This is a genomic window from Prevotella sp. PTAC, from assembly GCF_013166535.1.
Taxonomy (GTDB): domain Bacteria; phylum Bacteroidota; class Bacteroidia; order Bacteroidales; family Bacteroidaceae; genus Prevotella.
This window is the reverse complement of sequence record NZ_JABKKK010000007.1, coordinates 198975-215693: the sequence shown is the minus strand read 5'-3', so window position 1 is coordinate 215693 and position 16719 is coordinate 198975. Positions and strand designations below refer to the sequence as shown.

The window sequence follows — 16719 nt, the reverse complement described above, 5'->3', positions numbered from 1 at the left end:
CCTTCTGCATCAAGCATGGACAGGCAGGCCATGAATGTCGATTTGGCGATATCTATACCCACGCACTGGCGGAAATAGACAGTTGGTTTAAATCTCGGTTGCATGTCAATTGGATTATTTGGTTATACAATCTGACTGTCAATAATCTTCGTCACCTTCACTCTTGGCAGAACTCAAGCTCGGTCAATCCGGCTTACGATACTTTGTCCAGGCTCTAAAGATATAAAAAAGGCAGCGGCGAAATCTAAATCACGGTATCTCCAGAGGAGGACAAAGTGGTTGATGGGCTCGCTGCCGATGGACAATCATTTTAGCAAAACTACAAACAATTATCCACCCGATGGACATCTCTCTTACTAGAAAAAAGTGCCAATCGCTATTGACACTGCAAAGGTAAGAGTATGTTTATGATATTATACGTCTATCTAATAAGTTGGATATGGCGCAATATGTGAATATTAGATTAATTAAGGAAATACTATTCTGGTAATATACACGAAATGGCGGTTAAATACAAGTAATAATGTGATACTTTTAGTTAACAAGCGTAGTGGTTTGTCTATTTATAAAGCGAGATAAAAATCTTTTAGAATCGTTTTGTATTTATCGTCTCCAATTACAATAGTATCATTTTCAATCGTTTCGTACCGGCGTTTGGCATATGACAGAAGCATACGTTTGGGTGGTTTTGCGGGGGCTGTCTTCACGGAACACACACGCTTGGGATGCAGCCCAGCCAAAGCCGCCGCAGAATCCATGTCAAGTCTGCAGTCTGATGGAATGATAACGGATATGTTCCCTGTGTCTTTCAACAGCCTGAATGCTGTCGACATAAGTTGTCCGAATGTCAGTTCCGATGTATGCCGGGCAATCGTGCGCTGCCTGTCGGGGCATTTTAGCGAATTATTGAAATAGGGCGGGTTGCATACTATGCTGTCAAATTTCTCGTTTCCGATGCTTTGCAGGGCGATATTGTCTATTTGTATTCTGTCGGCGCATGGTGAGCCGGAAGCGTTTTCTTTGGCCTGTGCCGCTGCCTCAGCGTCTATGTCAATGCCTGTTATGTTGGCATGTGGGGCGCGTTGCGCCATCATAATGGCTATAAGGCCCGTTCCTGTTCCGATATCGAGAATGCGGGCATGGAGCGTTTTCGGTATTTCGGCCCATGCTCCAAGCAAGGTCCCGTCGGTACCCACTTTCATGGCACACCGGTTTTGAAATATGGTGAAGTGCTTAAATCTGAAAAAATCGTTTGGCATCTTCCGTTTATTTGTCTTGTATGGATTTTAGGAACTTCTCGGCACGTTGAAGGTCTTCAGGCGTATCGATACCAATGGTCTCTACGTCTGTAAGTCCTACTTTTATATTATATCCGTTTTGGAGCCATCGCAACTGTTCCAAGCTCTCGGCTACTTCAAGTGTGCTTTGTGGCAGTTGGGTTATTTCGGCAAGAACTTCACGGCGATATGCGTATAGTCCGATGTGTTTCAGATATGGGAATGCCGTGTGCCATTTCTCTTTTGAGCATCCTCTGACAAAAGGGATAATACTGCGGCTGAAATACATGGCATATCCATTGGTGTCGGTCACTATTTTGGGAGTGTTGGGGTTGGATATCGCTTCCATGTCATTCCCGAAGTATTTGCCCAATGTCGCTATTTGTGTTTGAGGATCATCGAAGCATCGGCATACGGTCTCTATTTGCGATTTCTGTATAAATGGCTCGTCGCCTTGGATGTTTATTACAACGTCGAAATCTCCGTTTATTTTAGAAACGGCCTCTTCCACACGGTCCGTTCCACTTTTGTGGTGTCCCGATGTCATGACGGCATTACCGCCGAAAGCCGTTACCGCATTGTATATCCGCTCGTCGTCGGTAGCCACGCACGCATGTTCGAGTACAGCAGAAACTTGCTTGTACACTCGCTCTATGACCGGCATTCCGCCCAACGTAGCCAAGGGCTTGCCCGGAAATCTTGTGGAAGCGTATCTGGCCGGTATTATTCCTATGAATTTCATGTTTCGTTTATATGCTTGTTCTTTATGTTGTTGACGCCAGTCATTAGGCGTTTGTTATAGTAAACACTGCAAAGTTATAAATTATATGTATATATTCCGTTAAAAAATCTAATCTTTTTTGCCACCTGTTTTTTTTTTATTAATTTTGGCATTGTAACAAAAAATATCATAATAAGTTGAAATATCATTTAATATCTATATTCATATTGTTGTTGTCTTCATCCGTATATGGGCAGAAACTCACTCTTGGCACATGTGTTACAAAAGACGGTGGAGAGTATAACGGGGAAATGGTTGGCGGTAAACCACAGGGAAAAGGTAAGACAAAGTATAAGAACGGCAATTGGTATGAAGGCAATTACGTGAAAGGCAAGCGCCAAGGGTACGGTATTTATACTTTTTTTGACGGCGAGAAATATGAAGGTCAGTGGTTTCAGGATCAGCAACATGGGCAGGGGACTTATTATTTCGCGAACAACAATAAATATGTAGGTTTGTGGTTTCGTGACTATCAGCAGGGACACGGAGTGATGTATTACTATAACGGAGATAAGTATGACGGCGATTGGAAACAGGATCGTCGTACCGGTAAGGGTACATATACATTCGCCGGTGGCGCTTTTTATAAAGGAGACTGGGTTGATGACAAGAAAAACGGCCGCGGAGTATTTGACTGGGGCGACGGCTCCGTTTACGACGGGCAGTGGGTTGACAATCAGCGTACCGGACGTGGGACGTTCCGTTATGCGGATGGAGATGTGTATATCGGTCAATGGAAGAATGACATCCAAAACGGAAAAGGCATTTATAAATTCAAGAATGGTGACATTTACGAAGGTGATTACGTGGAAGGTGAGCGCACCGGAACGGGTATTTTTAAATATGCCAACGGCGACCGATACACTGGCCTTTTCTTTGAGGGAGATAAACAAGGGCAAGGTACTCTTGTGTGGAAAAACGGAAATACTTATGTCGGTGAGTGGAAAGGAGATAAGCCGAATGGTACCGGTAAACTGACGATGAAAAACGGGGATGTCTTTGAAGGTCATTTTAAAGATGGGATGATAGACGGTCCAGGTGTGGCAAGATATGCGGACGGCTGGAAGTTTAAAGGTACTTTTAAGGCAGGAAAGCGTCATGGCCAGGCAATAGAGGAAGATAAAGACGGCAACAGGTTTGAGGGGACTTATGTTGATGACCGTAGGGATGGCCCGTATATCCAGAAAGACAGAAATGGTAATGTTACCGAAAGAGGCCGATATATACGCGGGCGTAAGCAAATAGGCAAATAAATATATTGTTTTAACAAACACGATATTAACAATTTAAACATTTTTAGTTATGATAATAGACACACTTGACAATTTGAGCAAATATGAATCTTTGAACCCATTGTTTAAGGATGTTGTAGATTTCCTGGCCAATAACGATATAAGTTCAATGGAAAATGGTAAGTATCAGATAAAAGGGGCAGACCTTTTTGTTAATATAACCACGGCAAAAGGCAAGACCCCGGACGAGGCTGTGCTGGAGACTCACAATAAGATGATAGATATACAGATTCCCCTGTCTGCATCGGAAACTTTCGGTTACACTCCATTGGTAAACTTACCGGAAGCGGAATACAACTCAGAAAAGGATATAACAAAGATACCAGGTCTGCCAGCCGAAAGCTATGTGACTTGTCATCCCGGGATGTTCGCGGTATTTTTCCCGCAGGATGGTCATGCGCCATGCGTATCTTCTGAGCCTGAAATAAGAAAAGCCATATTTAAAGTATTGGCATGAAATCGTATTAACAAGAAAGATTAAACTAATACTAATGATGAAAAAGACAGGTGTCAAAAAGCTTATTGGCAGTCGAAATCAGTTTGAAGCCAAACCGGAACATATAGGTTTGGTGAAGAACGATTCATGGCTTGAACCATACGAAGACGCAATCTGCGGGCGGCATAAACATGCATTGTGGAAGATCGGACTATTGACGAGGAACGGCAAGAAGACACTATCTGATTTTGCTGATGGTCATCTCTATTTTGGTTTACACAAACAAGCTCGGGGATGGGTTTTTCGTGAGTGGGCACCTAATGCGACCGAGATATATCTGATTGGTGATTTTAACGGCTGGCGGGAAGATCCGAAATACAAGATGACCAGAATAGAGGGAACTGGCAACTGGGAATTGAAACTCAGTAATAAAGCTTTACGGCATGGTGACCTCTATAAAATGAAAGTCAAATGGAATGGGGGAGAGGGTGAACGCATTCCGGCTTGGTGCCGTCGTGTTGTACAAGACGATAAGACAAAGATTTTTTCTGCTCAGGTTTGGAATCCGGATCAGCCGTATGAATTTTGTAAGAAGAAATTTAAGCCTACAAAATCTCCTCTTCTTATATATGAGTGCCATGTCGGAATGTCGCAAGACAAGGAAGTAGTCGGTACTTATAGGGAGTTTATGGAGAATGTGTTGCCACGGGTAATAGAGGATGGATATAATTGTATTCAGATTATGGCGATACAAGAGCACCCTTATTATGGCTCGTTCGGATATCATGTCAGTTCCTTCTTTGCTCCGTCAAGCCGTTTCGGTACTCCGGAGGATTTGAAAGAGTTGATAGATACCGCCCATAAAAATGGGGTGGCAGTGATTATGGACATTGTACACTCACATGCCGTAAAGAATGAAGTTGAAGGGCTTGGTAATCTGGCGGGAGACCCAAATCAGTTCTTTTATACCGGTGATCGGCATGAACATCCGGCGTGGGATAGCCTTTGTTTCGATTACGGTAAGGACGAGGTAATTCACTTCTTGTTGTCAAACTGCAAGTACTGGCTTGAAGAGTATCATTTTGATGGGTTCCGTTTTGACGGTGTTACCTCTATGTTGTATTACAGTCATGGACTCGGCGAGGCATTCTGCGGATACGGAGATTATTTCAATGGCGGGCAAGATGACAATGCTATATGTTATCTGACCCTTGCGAATAAGTTGATACATGAAGTCAATCCCAATGCAATAACCATTGCTGAAGAGGTCAGTGGTATGCCCGGACTTGCGGCAAAGTTTGAAGATGGAGGTTACGGATTTGACTATCGTATGGCGATGAATATCCCTGATTATTGGATAAAGACTATCAAAGAACTTAAAGACGAGGATTGGAAGCCGAGCTCTATTTTCTGGGAGGTGAAGAACCGGCGTCGGGATGAAAAGACGATAAGTTATTGTGAGAGTCATGATCAGGCTTTGGTAGGAGATAAAACGATAATATTCCGTTTGATAGATGCCGATATGTATTGGCATTTTAAAAAGGGAGATGAAAATGATGTCGTTCATCGTGGTATGGCCTTGCATAAGATTATCCGTCTGGTTACAGTCGCAGCAATGAATGGCGGATATTTGAATTTTATGGGAAATGAGTTCGGTCATCCCGAATGGATTGATTTCCCGCGTGAAGGTAACGGGTGGAGTCATAAATATGCCCGCCGTCAATGGAACCTTGTTGACAATAAAGAGCTTGATTACCATTATCTTGGAGATTTCGACAAGGAAATGCTTAAAGTAATAAAGAGTATCAGGAATATTCAAAACAAGCCAATAAAAGAGATATGGCATAATGACGGAGACCAGATACTTGCATTCAGTAGAGGGGACCTTATCTTCGTGTTTAATTTCAATCCTATACGTTCTTTTGTCGATTATGGTTTTCTTGTGCCAACCGGCTCTTATGATGTCGTACTGAATACTGATGCGAAAGAGTTTGGTGGTAATGGTCTTGCCGACGATACAATAACACACATGACCAACTTTGATTCCATGTATGTGGAGGAACGTAAGGAGTGGCTTAAATTATATATTCCGGCTCGTTCTGCGGTAGTGTTAAGGAAAAATTGAATATAATATAAATCCAAAGAGAGTTTAACAGTACTCTTATTATATGAGTTTTGACAAGTTAAATACAAGAAATAGCACAACCGTCATAAAGGCGGTTTGTGCTATAGTTTTTTCATCTTTCTCGTTTATTTATCTTTATTTTCATCAGGCCGACTTGTTGGCAATGACCCAGCATTCTCTGAGTGGTGGCGCGACATCTTATGATAAGCTGATAGGTGCGGTGCTGATAACTTTTGTATTACAATTATTACAAGTCGGTGTTTATGCCGTTACACGTTTGCAGCGTCATACCCATGCTTTGACTTATTTCCCATCCCTATTCTTTCTTTCTGTAATATCAGGTTTTAGCGATCGTATATATTCTGGTGAAGGTTTTTCTTCTCTAATATGGATCATCCCTATAGTGTTGCTATTATGGCTTGTTGTGGTAACCGTTTCACGGGGAATGCTTGTCAGGCAATCTCCGGAGACAGGCATGTTTTCTCGTACCATGTGGATAAATATTTTGATAATGGCGGCAATGTTTCTTATGGTTGGTATTGCGGGAAACGGAAATGCCGTAGCACATTATCGAATGAGTGTCGAGACAAGCCTTTTAGAGCAAGACAACGAGAGGGCCTTGAAGGCCGGTCGCAGGTCATTGGAGACAGACAGTAGTCTGACTATGCTTCGTATTTATGCTCTCGCGAGAGCTGGTGAATTGGGAGAAAGACTGTTTTCTTATCCGATAAAAGGAACGAGCAAGGATATTGTGCCAACGCTTAAAGGAACTTCATGTTTGTTGTATCCCAATGACAGCATATACCGTTTTTTGGGTGCCATACCACGTTATAATATGGATGCGATGACTTATCTGGAAGTATTGCGTAATAACGGTCAGGGCACAGAGGCTGTCAAGGATTACATATTGTGCGGTTATCTTATAGACAAAGATCTTGATGGATTTGTGAGTGCGCTTCTGTCTTACTATGGCACCCCCGACAGCCTGTCACAAAATGTATGTGACAGTTTGCCGAAGCATTATCGTGAAGCCCTTACATTGTATGTCCACACACGCTCAAACCCTGCTTTTGTGTATCATAACAGTGTCGTGGATATGGACTTTGAGGATTTGCAGGCATTGGAAAAACAATATCCATCATTTACCGAGCGTAAGATAAAAGTATACGATCAGTATTCCGGTACTTATTGGTGGTATTATGAATATGAGTGAATAAGCTTTGCTATTTCATTTCCATCGCTACCGCGGCCACAGCCCTGCGCCAATCCGTATCCAAGGAAAATCTGGTCAGGCATTTACCGTTGGAATAATATCCTAGAGTAAGTTCTTTGTCTGGATCGTTGAATAGCGGATTGGAGTAAGATACGTCCATGAAGAACTGTATGATTTTTACTATTTGAGCTTGTGGCATGTCTTTGTTGTCAAGCACTTTCCTGATGTATACGTTTATAAAAGTATTCATGGCATAAGCCTGCTTGTCGAGAAAAATTGCGGAAGAGTCAGGCATTTGTTCACGCATTTTTATTATCATATAGTCAAGTGCGTCTACCTTAAACTGGTTTATTTGTCTGACCATATTGTTCGTTGCCGGATTTGCGACAATGTCAGATGCGTTTTTTCTAATCTCATTATATACATTCTGGGCGTTTGCTCCTGCTGTAAGACAGATGAATGCCAGTGATAATAATACTTTTTTCATATTTACCATGTTTATTTTAATTATGAACATTATGTTTCAAGGTTAGATGCCTATTGATGCATGCTGGCAGTTCTTCTTCATAATGAGTGACCATTATGAGAGTTTTATTCTTTCGTTCACAGAAAGCGCAGATGATGTCTTTTACGAGTCTTCTGTTCCGGTCGTCAAGGCCGTGCAGAGGTTCGTCGAGTATGAGTAATTCCGGATCTTTGACGAATGCCCGTGCGAGAAGCACAAGTCTTTGTTCGCCGCTCGATAGTTTAAGGAAGGGCTTTTCTTCAAGTCCGTCGAGTCCGAAGATATTCATCCACCATCTGCATATGGCATAATCTTTATCACTGGGTTTGGCATATAGACCAACGGAATCTTTCATTCCGCTTGCCACTATACGTATTGCAGGCAGGTTTTTCATGTATGCCCGGTGCATTTCCGGCGATACGTAACCAATGTGTTTTTTTATATCCCATATACTTTCACCTGTGCCCCGTTTGCGTTCGAACATATTGATGTCACATGCATAGCTTTGCGGGTTATCTGCGCAGATGAGCGATAGAAGAGTGCTTTTTCCGGAGCCGTTCCTGCCATTTAAAGCCCACCTTTCACCGTTCATTACAGTCCAGTTCAGGCTGTCGAGTATTTTCCTTGTTCCGTATGTTATACAGACATTATTCATGGCGACTACTTCTTCCGCTTTGTAATCTTCCGTTTCATCTTCAAGTTCTTTTATGGCTCTCTCTTTGTCGGGATCGAGTCCCTCCATATCATTGAGTATTCTGTGCCCGACAAACTCTTCTTTTGTCATTTTGGGGTTGACGACCATGTCGGTCACTTCAACTACATGCGTGATAAATTCCGGTATTTCGTTCGTCTTCGATAATACTATAATTATTTGTAACGGTATTTCACGTGTGAGTGATTTCAATAGTTGGGCCATCAATGTGCGTGTCTCAGCATCGAGACCTATGAAAGGGTTGTCGATGATAAATACCCTCGGTATGGAAAACAGGGCTTTTGCAATTTGAAACTTCCGTAATTCACCGCTTGACAGCAGTATGATGTATTTGTCCATGATGTAGTCCATTCCGAACAACTCGAAAATACGGTATTTCAAGTTTCTTCGCTCTGCCGTGTCCTCTCCGCATAACCTGTATGCATTGTCAAGCAGTTGTCTTACGGTCGGTGTGTCCTCGTCAATTTCCTGCTGGTTCCATCTTTGTTGTAGAAAATAGGTGTTATTGTTTTCACCGTATGAATCTCTGAACGTTATGTATTTTATATTTTCAGAAACAAGGAGGCTTTGGTTTGGATAGAAGTCATAGGCTATGCTGTTTCCGAGCAGTGGATGACTTCCGGTTATGATATCCGCCAACATGGACTTTCCGCTACCGTTATTGCCGATGATGGCTATGTGCTCACCGTCAATAGTCTCGAAATTCACAGGTTCTTTCATTCTCCATTCCGGCATGCGGGTGATTCCGTCTTTTATGCTTATTATTTTTTGCATATCCTGCCTTGATTTTTGTTTATGAAGTCTTTCCATCCCCTGTAATTCGCTTGCGACTCTGGTCTCCCCATTTGAAGATAGTGACAGTAAGCCGCTCCGAGTGCGTCAGTGGCATCCATGAAATCGCACATCTCGCTGTCTTTGATGTTTAGCATGCGTTGCAACATGGCCGCCACCTGCTCTTTCGATGCCTGTCCCTGTCCGGTGATGGCCATTTTAATTTTTAGCGGAGCATACTCGTGTATCGGAACCCCGTGACGTATGGCCGCAGCAATGGCTGTGCCTTGTGCCCTGCCGAGTTTCAGCATTGATTGTATGTTTTTTCCGAAGAATGGCGCTTCAATAGCCATTTCATCCGGCAGATATGAATCAATGATACCCGTCACCCGCTCGAATATGTGTCCGAGTTTCAGATAAGCGTCTCCGAATTTCCTCAGGTCTATGATACCCATCGTTATGAGTTGCGCCTTGTTGTCTTTTACTTTCAGCACGCCATATCCCATTATGTTTGTTCCGGGATCGATGCCGAGTATTATTTTCTCCATATTGGCAGCAAAAGTACAATAAAATGGCGAGAAAGCCAATAAAACAACGTTTTTTTGTGCCCTTATTTTACTGGTTTTAATCTTATTGTCAAAATTGTCGCATGACAATGATAGAGTGTCGGGTGTATGTTGATTTGTAAATAAAATGTCAAACATTTCGCTACATCATATTTTTGTATATTTATGCGAGAATATGGCGGAAAGCTTTTCTGTAACATTGAAAATTGATACAAAATATACTGTTGTTTGTTCTGCGGTAATGTATTTTGCAATCAGACTCTTGTTGTATTGCAATTAGATACCCGTTGGTCTGCAACGGGATACCGAATGCAATGCGTTTAGTATCCCGTTGCAGACCAACGGGCCGCTCGTTACAGAGCCTTTGGAGGCAGAATTGTATAAATATGCAGTATTGAAAATGATAAAGGCGAGACTTTATACACAATCGTAAAGTCTCGCCGATGATGTAGCGTGTAGGTCTGTAGCCTATGCGGATACAGCATTGTTACATTCGGAAAAGCATTATTACGCTGTATTTAATATGTGGTATTAAATACATTCCGAGTTTGTTGTATCTTTCATGGAATATCAATATGTAAGAATAATAGTTTTGTATTTGCGGAATATCAAATATCGCAGTCTTGCAAAGTTGCATAAATATGCAGTGCTGCTCGTTGGTTTTGTAAATATTTATCATGTTTATGGTTCTTTGTAGCGTTTTTATTTCTTCAAAATTATATAAAAAAACACTTAAAAGCAAATGATATTACGATACACTTTATGATATATTGACGATTTATCGTCAGTGTCGGTTGTATTGAGATAAATATTAGTTTGCCGGAGTTTTTGGCTGTAAGGATGTTTTTTGTTACTTTTGTCGGCCGAATATCAACAGTGAAGAATGAAAGAATTATTGCTTGTGTGTGCCGGCAGTCTTTTGGGCGGCGGAATGCGTTACCTTATTTCCGTCTTGTTTCGTATGTTGGGGATGCCTGTTGTTCCCTTAGCGACAATAACCGTTAATGTGCTCGGGTGTTTTTTGATAGGACTATTGTCCGGTATGTCATTCAACGGTATTTGTTCACCATCAGTAAAGTTGTTTCTTGTTACAGGTTTTTGCGGAGGTTTCACCACTTTCTCAACTTTCATGAATGAGAATGTGATGCTGGCAGGCAATAACGGTTTGTTGCAGGCACTTCTTTATACATTTTTGAGTCTTTTCTTGGGTGTGGTAGCTGTTGTTGCCGGTTATGCTTTGGCTAAGTAGGTGTTTTTTTCATACTATCATAAAGTCGCTCATTATCATATCGCTCACGAAAAGACCCTTACGGGAGAGGTGCAGGTGGCCGTTTTCAAGCAAAAGCAATCCGTTTTCGATATGTCTTTGTGCTGTTTTGATACATCTGCAGCTATATTTTGAGCCGAAAATATTTTTTATTTCATTGATGTTTATTCCTTCGGATGTTCGCAATCTTAACATTACAGTGTCGTTATAGCGAGTGTCAATGTCCAGAATCTCCCTCTCGGCGGGAATGTTTCCTCGGTTTATCTCGGTAATGTATGTCGATATGTCTGACACGTTCCATTGCCGGCTCGTATTGTCGTATGAGTGGGCTGAGGCCCCAATCCCGATGTATGGTATATCGGTCCAGTAACTGCTGTTGTGGCGCGAGTGGAAGCCCGGTTTCGCGAAGTTGCTTATTTCATAGTGCTCGTATCCGGCCTCGGCAAGTCTGTCTATAAGTGTTTCATACATCAACAGGGCGAGTTCTTCGTCAATCTCTTTCATCCCGCCTTTCTCAAGCATACGATATAACGGTGTTCCTTCTTCAAACATGAGGCTGTATGCAGAAATGTGTTCGACCCCCATGTTAACGGCCTCATCTATATCTTTTATCCATTGTTCAATGGTTTCTCCTGGAAACCCATATATCAGGTCTATGCTTATGTTTCTAATCCCTACATGCCGCAGGGCGTTTATCGCTTGTTTTACATTTGCCGATTTATGCCTGCGCCGCAGGAAGGCCAGCCTTTTGTCGTCGAATGTCTGTACCCCCATACTTATTCTGTTGATTGGCAGGCCGCGCAATTGAGGGACGTATTCGGGTGTTATATCGTCAGGATTGCATTCCATGGTAATCTCGACCGCATTGTCACTGTTTATGTGTGAGAAAATGCGTTGCAGGTGTTGGCCGCCGAGTGTGCTGGGAGTGCCACCTCCTATATATATAGTGCGTATGTCCTCTTTCAGGTAGTCTTTTCTCATTTCTATTTCATGGCACAAGGCATCGACGTATCCCTCTTTAAGGGCATGGTTTGTCGTGGAATAGAAACCGCAGTAGATGCATCTGCTGATACAGAAAGGAATGTGAATGTATAGTCCTGCCATATTATGAATTTTAATGCAAAAATACTAATATTGTTTAATAACGGTGATTTTTGTGATCTCATATTTTGTCATTCTCATGAAAAAACTTTAACTTAGAGGCCGATAAATATAACTATTAACTTAAATCTATCACGATATGCGAGTATATCAAACAAACGAAATCAAGAACATTGCCCTCCTTGGCAATGACGGTTCAGGTAAGACAACCCTCACGGAATCATTGCTCTATGAGGCGGGTATAATCTCACGCCGTGGTCGTATTACGGCAAAGAACACCGTGAGTGATTACTTCCCGGTAGAGCAGGAATACGGTTATTCTGTTTTTTCCACGGTATACCATGTGGAGTGGAATAACAAGAAGCTGAATATAATAGACTGTCCCGGCTCGGACGACTTCGTCGGTGCTGCAATGACGGCACTCAATGTCACGGATACCGCCGTGCTGTTGCTTAACGGACAGTATGGGCCGGAGGTCGGAACTCAAAATCATTTCCGCTATACAGAGAAGTTGAAAAAACCGGTTATCTTCCTTGTTAATCAGCTTGATTCGGATAAATGCGACTATCATAATGTGCTTGAAAAGTTGACGGAGATATATGGTCCGAAGGTAGTCCCGGTTCAGTATCCTTTGAATGAAGGACCGGGATTTAACTCATTGATTGATGTCCTTCTGATGAAAAAATACTCTTGGGGACCGGATGGCGGTGCGCCTACTATAGAGGATATACCCGCAGAAGAGATGGATAAGGCTTTGGAAATGCACAAAGCGCTTGTTGAGGCTGCGGCGGAGAACGATGAGACACTGATGGAGAAATTTTTTGAAGAGGAAAAACTCACGGAGGATGAAATGCGCGAGGGCATCCGCAAGGGGCTTGTCACACGTTCTATCTTCCCGGTTTTCTGTGTCTGTGCGGGCAAGGATATGGGTGTACGCCGTCTGATGGAGTTCCTTGGCAATGTGGTTCCGTTTGTAGACGAGATGCCGTCTGTTCACAATACTCGCGGAGAGGAGATAAAGACGACAGTAGACGGCCCCGCTTCATTGTATTTCTTCAAGACTGGTGTGGAACCGCATATTGGCGAGGTTTGTTATTTCAAGGTTATGAGCGGTAGTGTGAAGACCGGGGACGAACTTACAAACTCGGATCGCGGCTCGAAAGAACGCCTCGGACAGATTTATGTATGTGCCGGTGCCAATCGTCAGGCCGTAGATCAGCTTAACGCAGGTGATATAGGCTGTGCGGTTAAGTTGAAAGACGTGAAAACAGGAAATACGCTTAATGGAAAAGATTGTGAGAACCGTTTTGATTTCATTAAATATCCGAACTCAAAATATTCCCGTTCCATCAAAGCCGTTAACGAACAGGATACAGAGAAAATGATGGCCGCATTGTTAAAGATGCGTCAGGAAGATCCTACGTGGGTGGTGGAGCAAAGCAAGGAATTGCACCAGATTATAATCCACGGGCAAGGCGAGTTCCATCTGCGTACATTGAAATGGCGTATGGAAAACAATGAGAAGATAGCCGTGAAATTCGGTGAGCCGAAGATACCTTACAGGGAGACAATCACGAAGGCCGCACGTGCCGATTATCGACACAAGAAACAGTCGGGCGGTGCAGGACAGTTCGGCGAGGTTCACATGATTGTTGAGCCTTATGCCGAGGGCATGCCGGATCCCACCGTTTTCAAGTTCGGCGGTCAGGAGTATCGTATGAATATAAAAGGGAAAGAGGAAGTTGACCTTGAATGGGGCGGCAAACTCGTATTCATCAATTCCGTGGTCGGTGGTGCGATAGACACGCGTTTTATGCCGGCGATATTGAAGGGCGTGATGGAGCGTATGGAACAAGGACCGTTGACCGGCAGTTATGCCCGTGATGTGCGTGTTATTGTATACGACGGAAAGATGCATCCGGTTGATTCCAATGAATTGTCGTTCATGCTTGCTGCCCGTAATGCGTTCTCTGCGGCATTCAAAGAGGCCGGCCCGAAAATTTTGGAACCCATTTATGATCTTGAGGTTTATGTCCCGGCAGACTTCATGGGTGATGTTATGAGCGATTTGCAAGGTCGTCGCGCCCTTATAATGGGGATGGACAGTGAGGCCGGTTACCAGAAGTTGCAGGCAAAGATTCCGTTGAAGGAACTTTCCAATTACAGTATATCTCTGAGTTCCATAACCGGTGGACGTGCTTCATTCACTACAAAGTTCGCAAGTTATGAGCTTGTTCCGAATGATATTCAGCAACAACTTATCAAGGAGCATGAGGCGGAAGCGGCGGAAGAATAATTAGTTATAAATAAGACTCATGTATGTGGGCATATCAAGTTTAATGACTTGATATGCCCGTTTTGTTTTTGTAATTCTTTAAGTTCTTTTGCGTGTCTTTTCAGAATTTAGTTGTACCTTTGCGGAAACTACAAAACAATAAATGAACAAGAGATGAAAAGATTTGCATTTATGTGTGCGGCATTATTGATAGCTACATCCCAAATGCTTGCAGGAAGTAAGTTTGATTTGAAAAGCATAACAAGCGGAGTATTTAGAGGGGAGCGTTTGGCTGCGGTCGAACCGTTATCTGATGGGGAAAGTTATGCCCAGATTAATAATGACGCCAAAAAGATTGTAAGATATTCATTTAAGACAGGTAAGCCGATAGGAACGATATTTGATGCCAATACAGTCAGGGGCGCAAAGATACAATCGGTAGATGGATATATAATGAGTCCTGACGGTAAACGAATGCTTATACAGACTGAGACAAAATACATTTATCGTCGTTCTTTTACGGCGGTTTATTATATATACGATATTCACAATAACAAAATGGTTCCGTTGTCGGATAATGGCCCACAGCAGACACCGTTGTTCTCTCCCGACGGCAACCAGGTAGCTTTTGTGCGTGACAATAATATTTTTCTCGTAAAGTTATTGTATGGTAATTCGGAAAGTCAGGTAACCAAGGACGGTAAACGTAATGAAATAATAAACGGTATTCCCGATTGGGTTAATGAGGAGGAGTTCGGTATGAGCCGAAGCATGGTTTTCACGGCTGACGGTAATTGTATCTGTTGGATAAAATATGATGAGACAGCTGTAAAACAATACTCCATGCAATTATTTAGAGGGACGAATCCGTCAATGGATGAATATTCTGAATATCCGGGATTTTACACTTATAAATATCCAATTGCCGGTGAAGACAATTCGAAAGTGGCAGTATATAGTTATGATATAAAATCACATCAGACGCGAAAAATACAATTGCCGATAGATGCCGACAGCTATATCCCCCGTATAGTAATGACAAGTGAGCCGTCGAAAATAGCTGTAATCACGATGAACAGGCATCAGGATGAGTTGTCTATATACATGGCCAATCCATTATCCACTGTTTGTCAACTTGTCGTTTGTGATAAAGTTGATAAATATATAAAGGAGAGTTCGATGTCAAATATTAAGATAACGGATAGCCATATTGTATTGCCAAGCGAGCGTGATGGATACAATCATATATATGTTTATTCGCTTAACGGAAAGTTGCGAAGGCAGATTGTTAACGATAAGTATGAAGTCATAGATGTTTATGGGCTTGATGAGACAACGGGGGATGTATATTTCTCCGCCAACCCTGACGGTCCACAATATAAGCAGATATTCGTATCAAGACAGAACGGCAAGATCTCTTGTTTGAATAACAGTTCTCGGAAAGGTGTCAATGATGCGGTTTTCAGTAAGAATTTCAAGTATTTCATAAATATATGGAGCGATATAAACAATCCCAGTGTATATACTTTGAATGATAATTCAGGTAAGGAGTTGGTGTCGCTTGTAGACAATAAGGATTTGAAAAAGAAAATGGCCGGGTATGATATCGGGAGCAAAGAGCTATTCTCATTTACAACGAATGATGGCGTGTTGTTGAACGGATGGATGGTTAAACCTTCTGATTTTAATGCGCAAAAGAAGTATCCGGTGGTTATGTATCAGTATGGCGGACCGGGAAGTCAACAAGTACTTGATAGCTGGAACATAGGAATATGCGGGCAAGGTGCATTGTTTGAACAATATTTGTCACAATTGGGATATATTGTTGTATGCGTAGACAATAGAGGTACGGGAGGCCGTGGAGCTGAGTTTGAGAAATGTACATATTTACGTTTGGGAGAACTTGAAGCACATGATCAGGTGGAGGCCGCTATATGGCTTGGCAAACAGTCTTATGTGGATAAAAAAAGAATCGGTATCATCGGATGGAGTTATGGCGGATGGAATACTTTGATGAGTATGAGTGAGGGACGGCCCGTATTCCGTGCCGGAGTGGCAATAGCTCCGCCTACAAGTTGGCGTTTTTACGATACGGTATATACAGAGAGATTCATGCGTACGCCGAAAGAAAATCCGTCGGGTTATGATATAAACCCGATTAACCGTGTGGATAAACTCAATGGAGCATTATTGATTTGTCATGGGATGGCAGATGATAATGTACATTTCAGAAACACGGCGGAATATACTGAGGCATTGGTTCAGGCGGATAAGGATTTCAAGGAGAACATATACACCAATCGCAATCATAGTATATATGGAGGAAATACACGTAATCATTTGTTCAGGCAGGTGGTGAATTTCTTTAATTCAGAAATGAAATAACAAACAACTAAAA

13 protein-coding genes are annotated in these 16719 nt (G+C 42.5%); 7 read left to right on the top strand and 6 right to left on the bottom strand.

The genetic code is table 11. The annotated features are described in order from the left end of the window. Window positions 1–563 precede the first annotated feature (563 nt). Window positions 564–1259 (bottom strand): tRNA1(Val) (adenine(37)-N6)-methyltransferase, encoded by a 696-nt coding sequence (locus tag HPS53_RS07405; protein WP_172205415.1) that lies wholly within the window; start codon window positions 1257–1259, stop codon window positions 564–566. 7 nt (window positions 1260–1266) lie between these two features. Continuing rightward, entirely contained in the window at window positions 1267–2019 is a 753-nt protein-coding gene (kdsB, locus tag HPS53_RS07400) for a 3-deoxy-manno-octulosonate cytidylyltransferase (protein WP_172205413.1), read from the bottom strand. A 176-nt stretch (window positions 2020–2195) separates the two neighbouring features. Here kdsB and HPS53_RS07395 point away from each other — a divergent pair, with 176 nt between their 5' ends. From HPS53_RS07395 to HPS53_RS07380, 4 genes are all read left to right on the top strand, one after another. Next, window positions 2196–3311: an MORN repeat-containing protein gene (locus HPS53_RS07395; protein ID WP_233210088.1), complete on the top strand. Its 1116-nt coding sequence runs from the start codon at window positions 2196–2198 to the stop codon at window positions 3309–3311. A 49-nt stretch (window positions 3312–3360) separates the two neighbouring features. Beyond that, window positions 3361–3807 carry a YhcH/YjgK/YiaL family protein gene (locus HPS53_RS07390; RefSeq protein WP_104368337.1) on the top strand — a complete coding sequence of 149 codons (447 nt, stop codon included), beginning with the start codon at window positions 3361–3363 and terminating at the stop codon, window positions 3805–3807. A gap of 37 nt (window positions 3808–3844) precedes the next feature. After that, the gene (locus tag HPS53_RS07385; protein WP_253942844.1) at window positions 3845–5911 is read left to right on the top strand and encodes an alpha amylase C-terminal domain-containing protein; all 2067 of its coding nucleotides are present in this window, start codon (window positions 3845–3847) and stop codon (window positions 5909–5911) included. A 163-nt stretch (window positions 5912–6074) separates the two neighbouring features. Continuing rightward, window positions 6075–7124: a DUF6057 family protein gene (locus HPS53_RS07380; RefSeq protein ID WP_172205407.1), complete on the top strand. Its 1050-nt coding sequence runs from the start codon at window positions 6075–6077 to the stop codon at window positions 7122–7124. Window positions 7125–7134: 10 nt separating this feature from the next. On the opposite strand, the gene HPS53_RS07375 is transcribed toward HPS53_RS07380, so the two are convergent. From HPS53_RS07375 to ruvC, 3 genes are read right to left on the bottom strand one after another with little or no spacing between them, the layout of a single operon-like run. Next, window positions 7135–7611 (bottom strand): hypothetical protein, encoded by a 477-nt coding sequence (locus HPS53_RS07375; RefSeq protein WP_172205404.1) that lies wholly within the window; start codon window positions 7609–7611, stop codon window positions 7135–7137. Between the two features lie 16 nt (window positions 7612–7627). Beyond that, on the bottom strand, window positions 7628–9115 hold the full coding sequence (locus HPS53_RS07370) for an ATP-binding cassette domain-containing protein (protein WP_172205401.1): 1488 nt from the start codon (window positions 9113–9115) through the stop codon (window positions 7628–7630). Continuing rightward, window positions 9103–9660, bottom strand: a complete 558-nt coding sequence (gene ruvC, locus HPS53_RS07365) for a crossover junction endodeoxyribonuclease RuvC (RefSeq protein ID WP_104368332.1) — start codon at window positions 9658–9660, stop codon at window positions 9103–9105. The genes HPS53_RS07370 and ruvC overlap by 13 nt, the downstream gene beginning before the upstream one ends. Window positions 9661–10561: 901 nt before the next feature. Here ruvC and crcB point away from each other — a divergent pair. Next, window positions 10562–10927, top strand: coding sequence for a fluoride efflux transporter CrcB (gene crcB / locus HPS53_RS07360; RefSeq protein WP_172205399.1), 366 nt, complete (start codon window positions 10562–10564; stop codon window positions 10925–10927). Window positions 10928–10936: 9 nt separating this feature from the next. Here the strand turns inward: crcB and hemW are convergent, their stop codons facing one another. Next, window positions 10937–12049, bottom strand: a complete 1113-nt coding sequence (gene hemW / locus HPS53_RS07355) for a radical SAM family heme chaperone HemW (protein ID WP_172205397.1) — start codon at window positions 12047–12049, stop codon at window positions 10937–10939. 136 nt (window positions 12050–12185) lie between these two features. Here hemW and HPS53_RS07350 point away from each other — a divergent pair, with 136 nt between their 5' ends. Together HPS53_RS07350 and HPS53_RS07345 are read left to right on the top strand one after the other, a co-directional pair. Next, window positions 12186–14342 (top strand): translation factor GTPase family protein, encoded by a 2157-nt coding sequence (locus tag HPS53_RS07350; protein ID WP_172205395.1) that lies wholly within the window; start codon window positions 12186–12188, stop codon window positions 14340–14342. A 153-nt stretch (window positions 14343–14495) separates the two neighbouring features. Then, on the top strand, window positions 14496–16706 hold the full coding sequence (locus HPS53_RS07345) for a S9 family peptidase (protein ID WP_172205393.1): 2211 nt from the start codon (window positions 14496–14498) through the stop codon (window positions 16704–16706). The last annotated feature ends 13 nt before the right edge of the window (window positions 16707–16719 follow it).

Bases quoted from the DNA above. Each gene is read 5' to 3' on its own strand.
- HPS53_RS07405 (WP_172205415.1), bottom strand. From the start codon at position 1,259: ATGCCAAACGATTTTTTCAGATTTAAGCACTTCACCATATTTCAAAAC.
- kdsB (WP_172205413.1), bottom strand. From the start codon at position 2,019: ATGAAATTCATAGGAATAATACCGGCCAGATACGCTTCCACAAGATTT.
- HPS53_RS07390 (WP_104368337.1), top strand. From the start codon at position 3,361: ATGATAATAGACACACTTGACAATTTGAGCAAATATGAATCTTTGAAC.
- HPS53_RS07385 (WP_253942844.1), top strand. From the start codon at position 3,845: ATGAAAAAGACAGGTGTCAAAAAGCTTATTGGCAGTCGAAATCAGTTT.
- HPS53_RS07380 (WP_172205407.1), top strand. From the start codon at position 6,075: ATGACCCAGCATTCTCTGAGTGGTGGCGCGACATCTTATGATAAGCTG.
- HPS53_RS07375 (WP_172205404.1), bottom strand. From the start codon at position 7,611: ATGAAAAAAGTATTATTATCACTGGCATTCATCTGTCTTACAGCAGGA.
- HPS53_RS07370 (WP_172205401.1), bottom strand. From the start codon at position 9,115: ATGCAAAAAATAATAAGCATAAAAGACGGAATCACCCGCATGCCGGAA.
- ruvC (WP_104368332.1), bottom strand. From the start codon at position 9,660: ATGGAGAAAATAATACTCGGCATCGATCCCGGAACAAACATAATGGGA.
- crcB (WP_172205399.1), top strand. From the start codon at position 10,562: ATGAAAGAATTATTGCTTGTGTGTGCCGGCAGTCTTTTGGGCGGCGGA.
- hemW (WP_172205397.1), bottom strand. From the start codon at position 12,049: ATGGCAGGACTATACATTCACATTCCTTTCTGTATCAGCAGATGCATC.
- HPS53_RS07350 (WP_172205395.1), top strand. From the start codon at position 12,186: ATGCGAGTATATCAAACAAACGAAATCAAGAACATTGCCCTCCTTGGC.
- HPS53_RS07345 (WP_172205393.1), top strand. From the start codon at position 14,496: ATGAAAAGATTTGCATTTATGTGTGCGGCATTATTGATAGCTACATCC.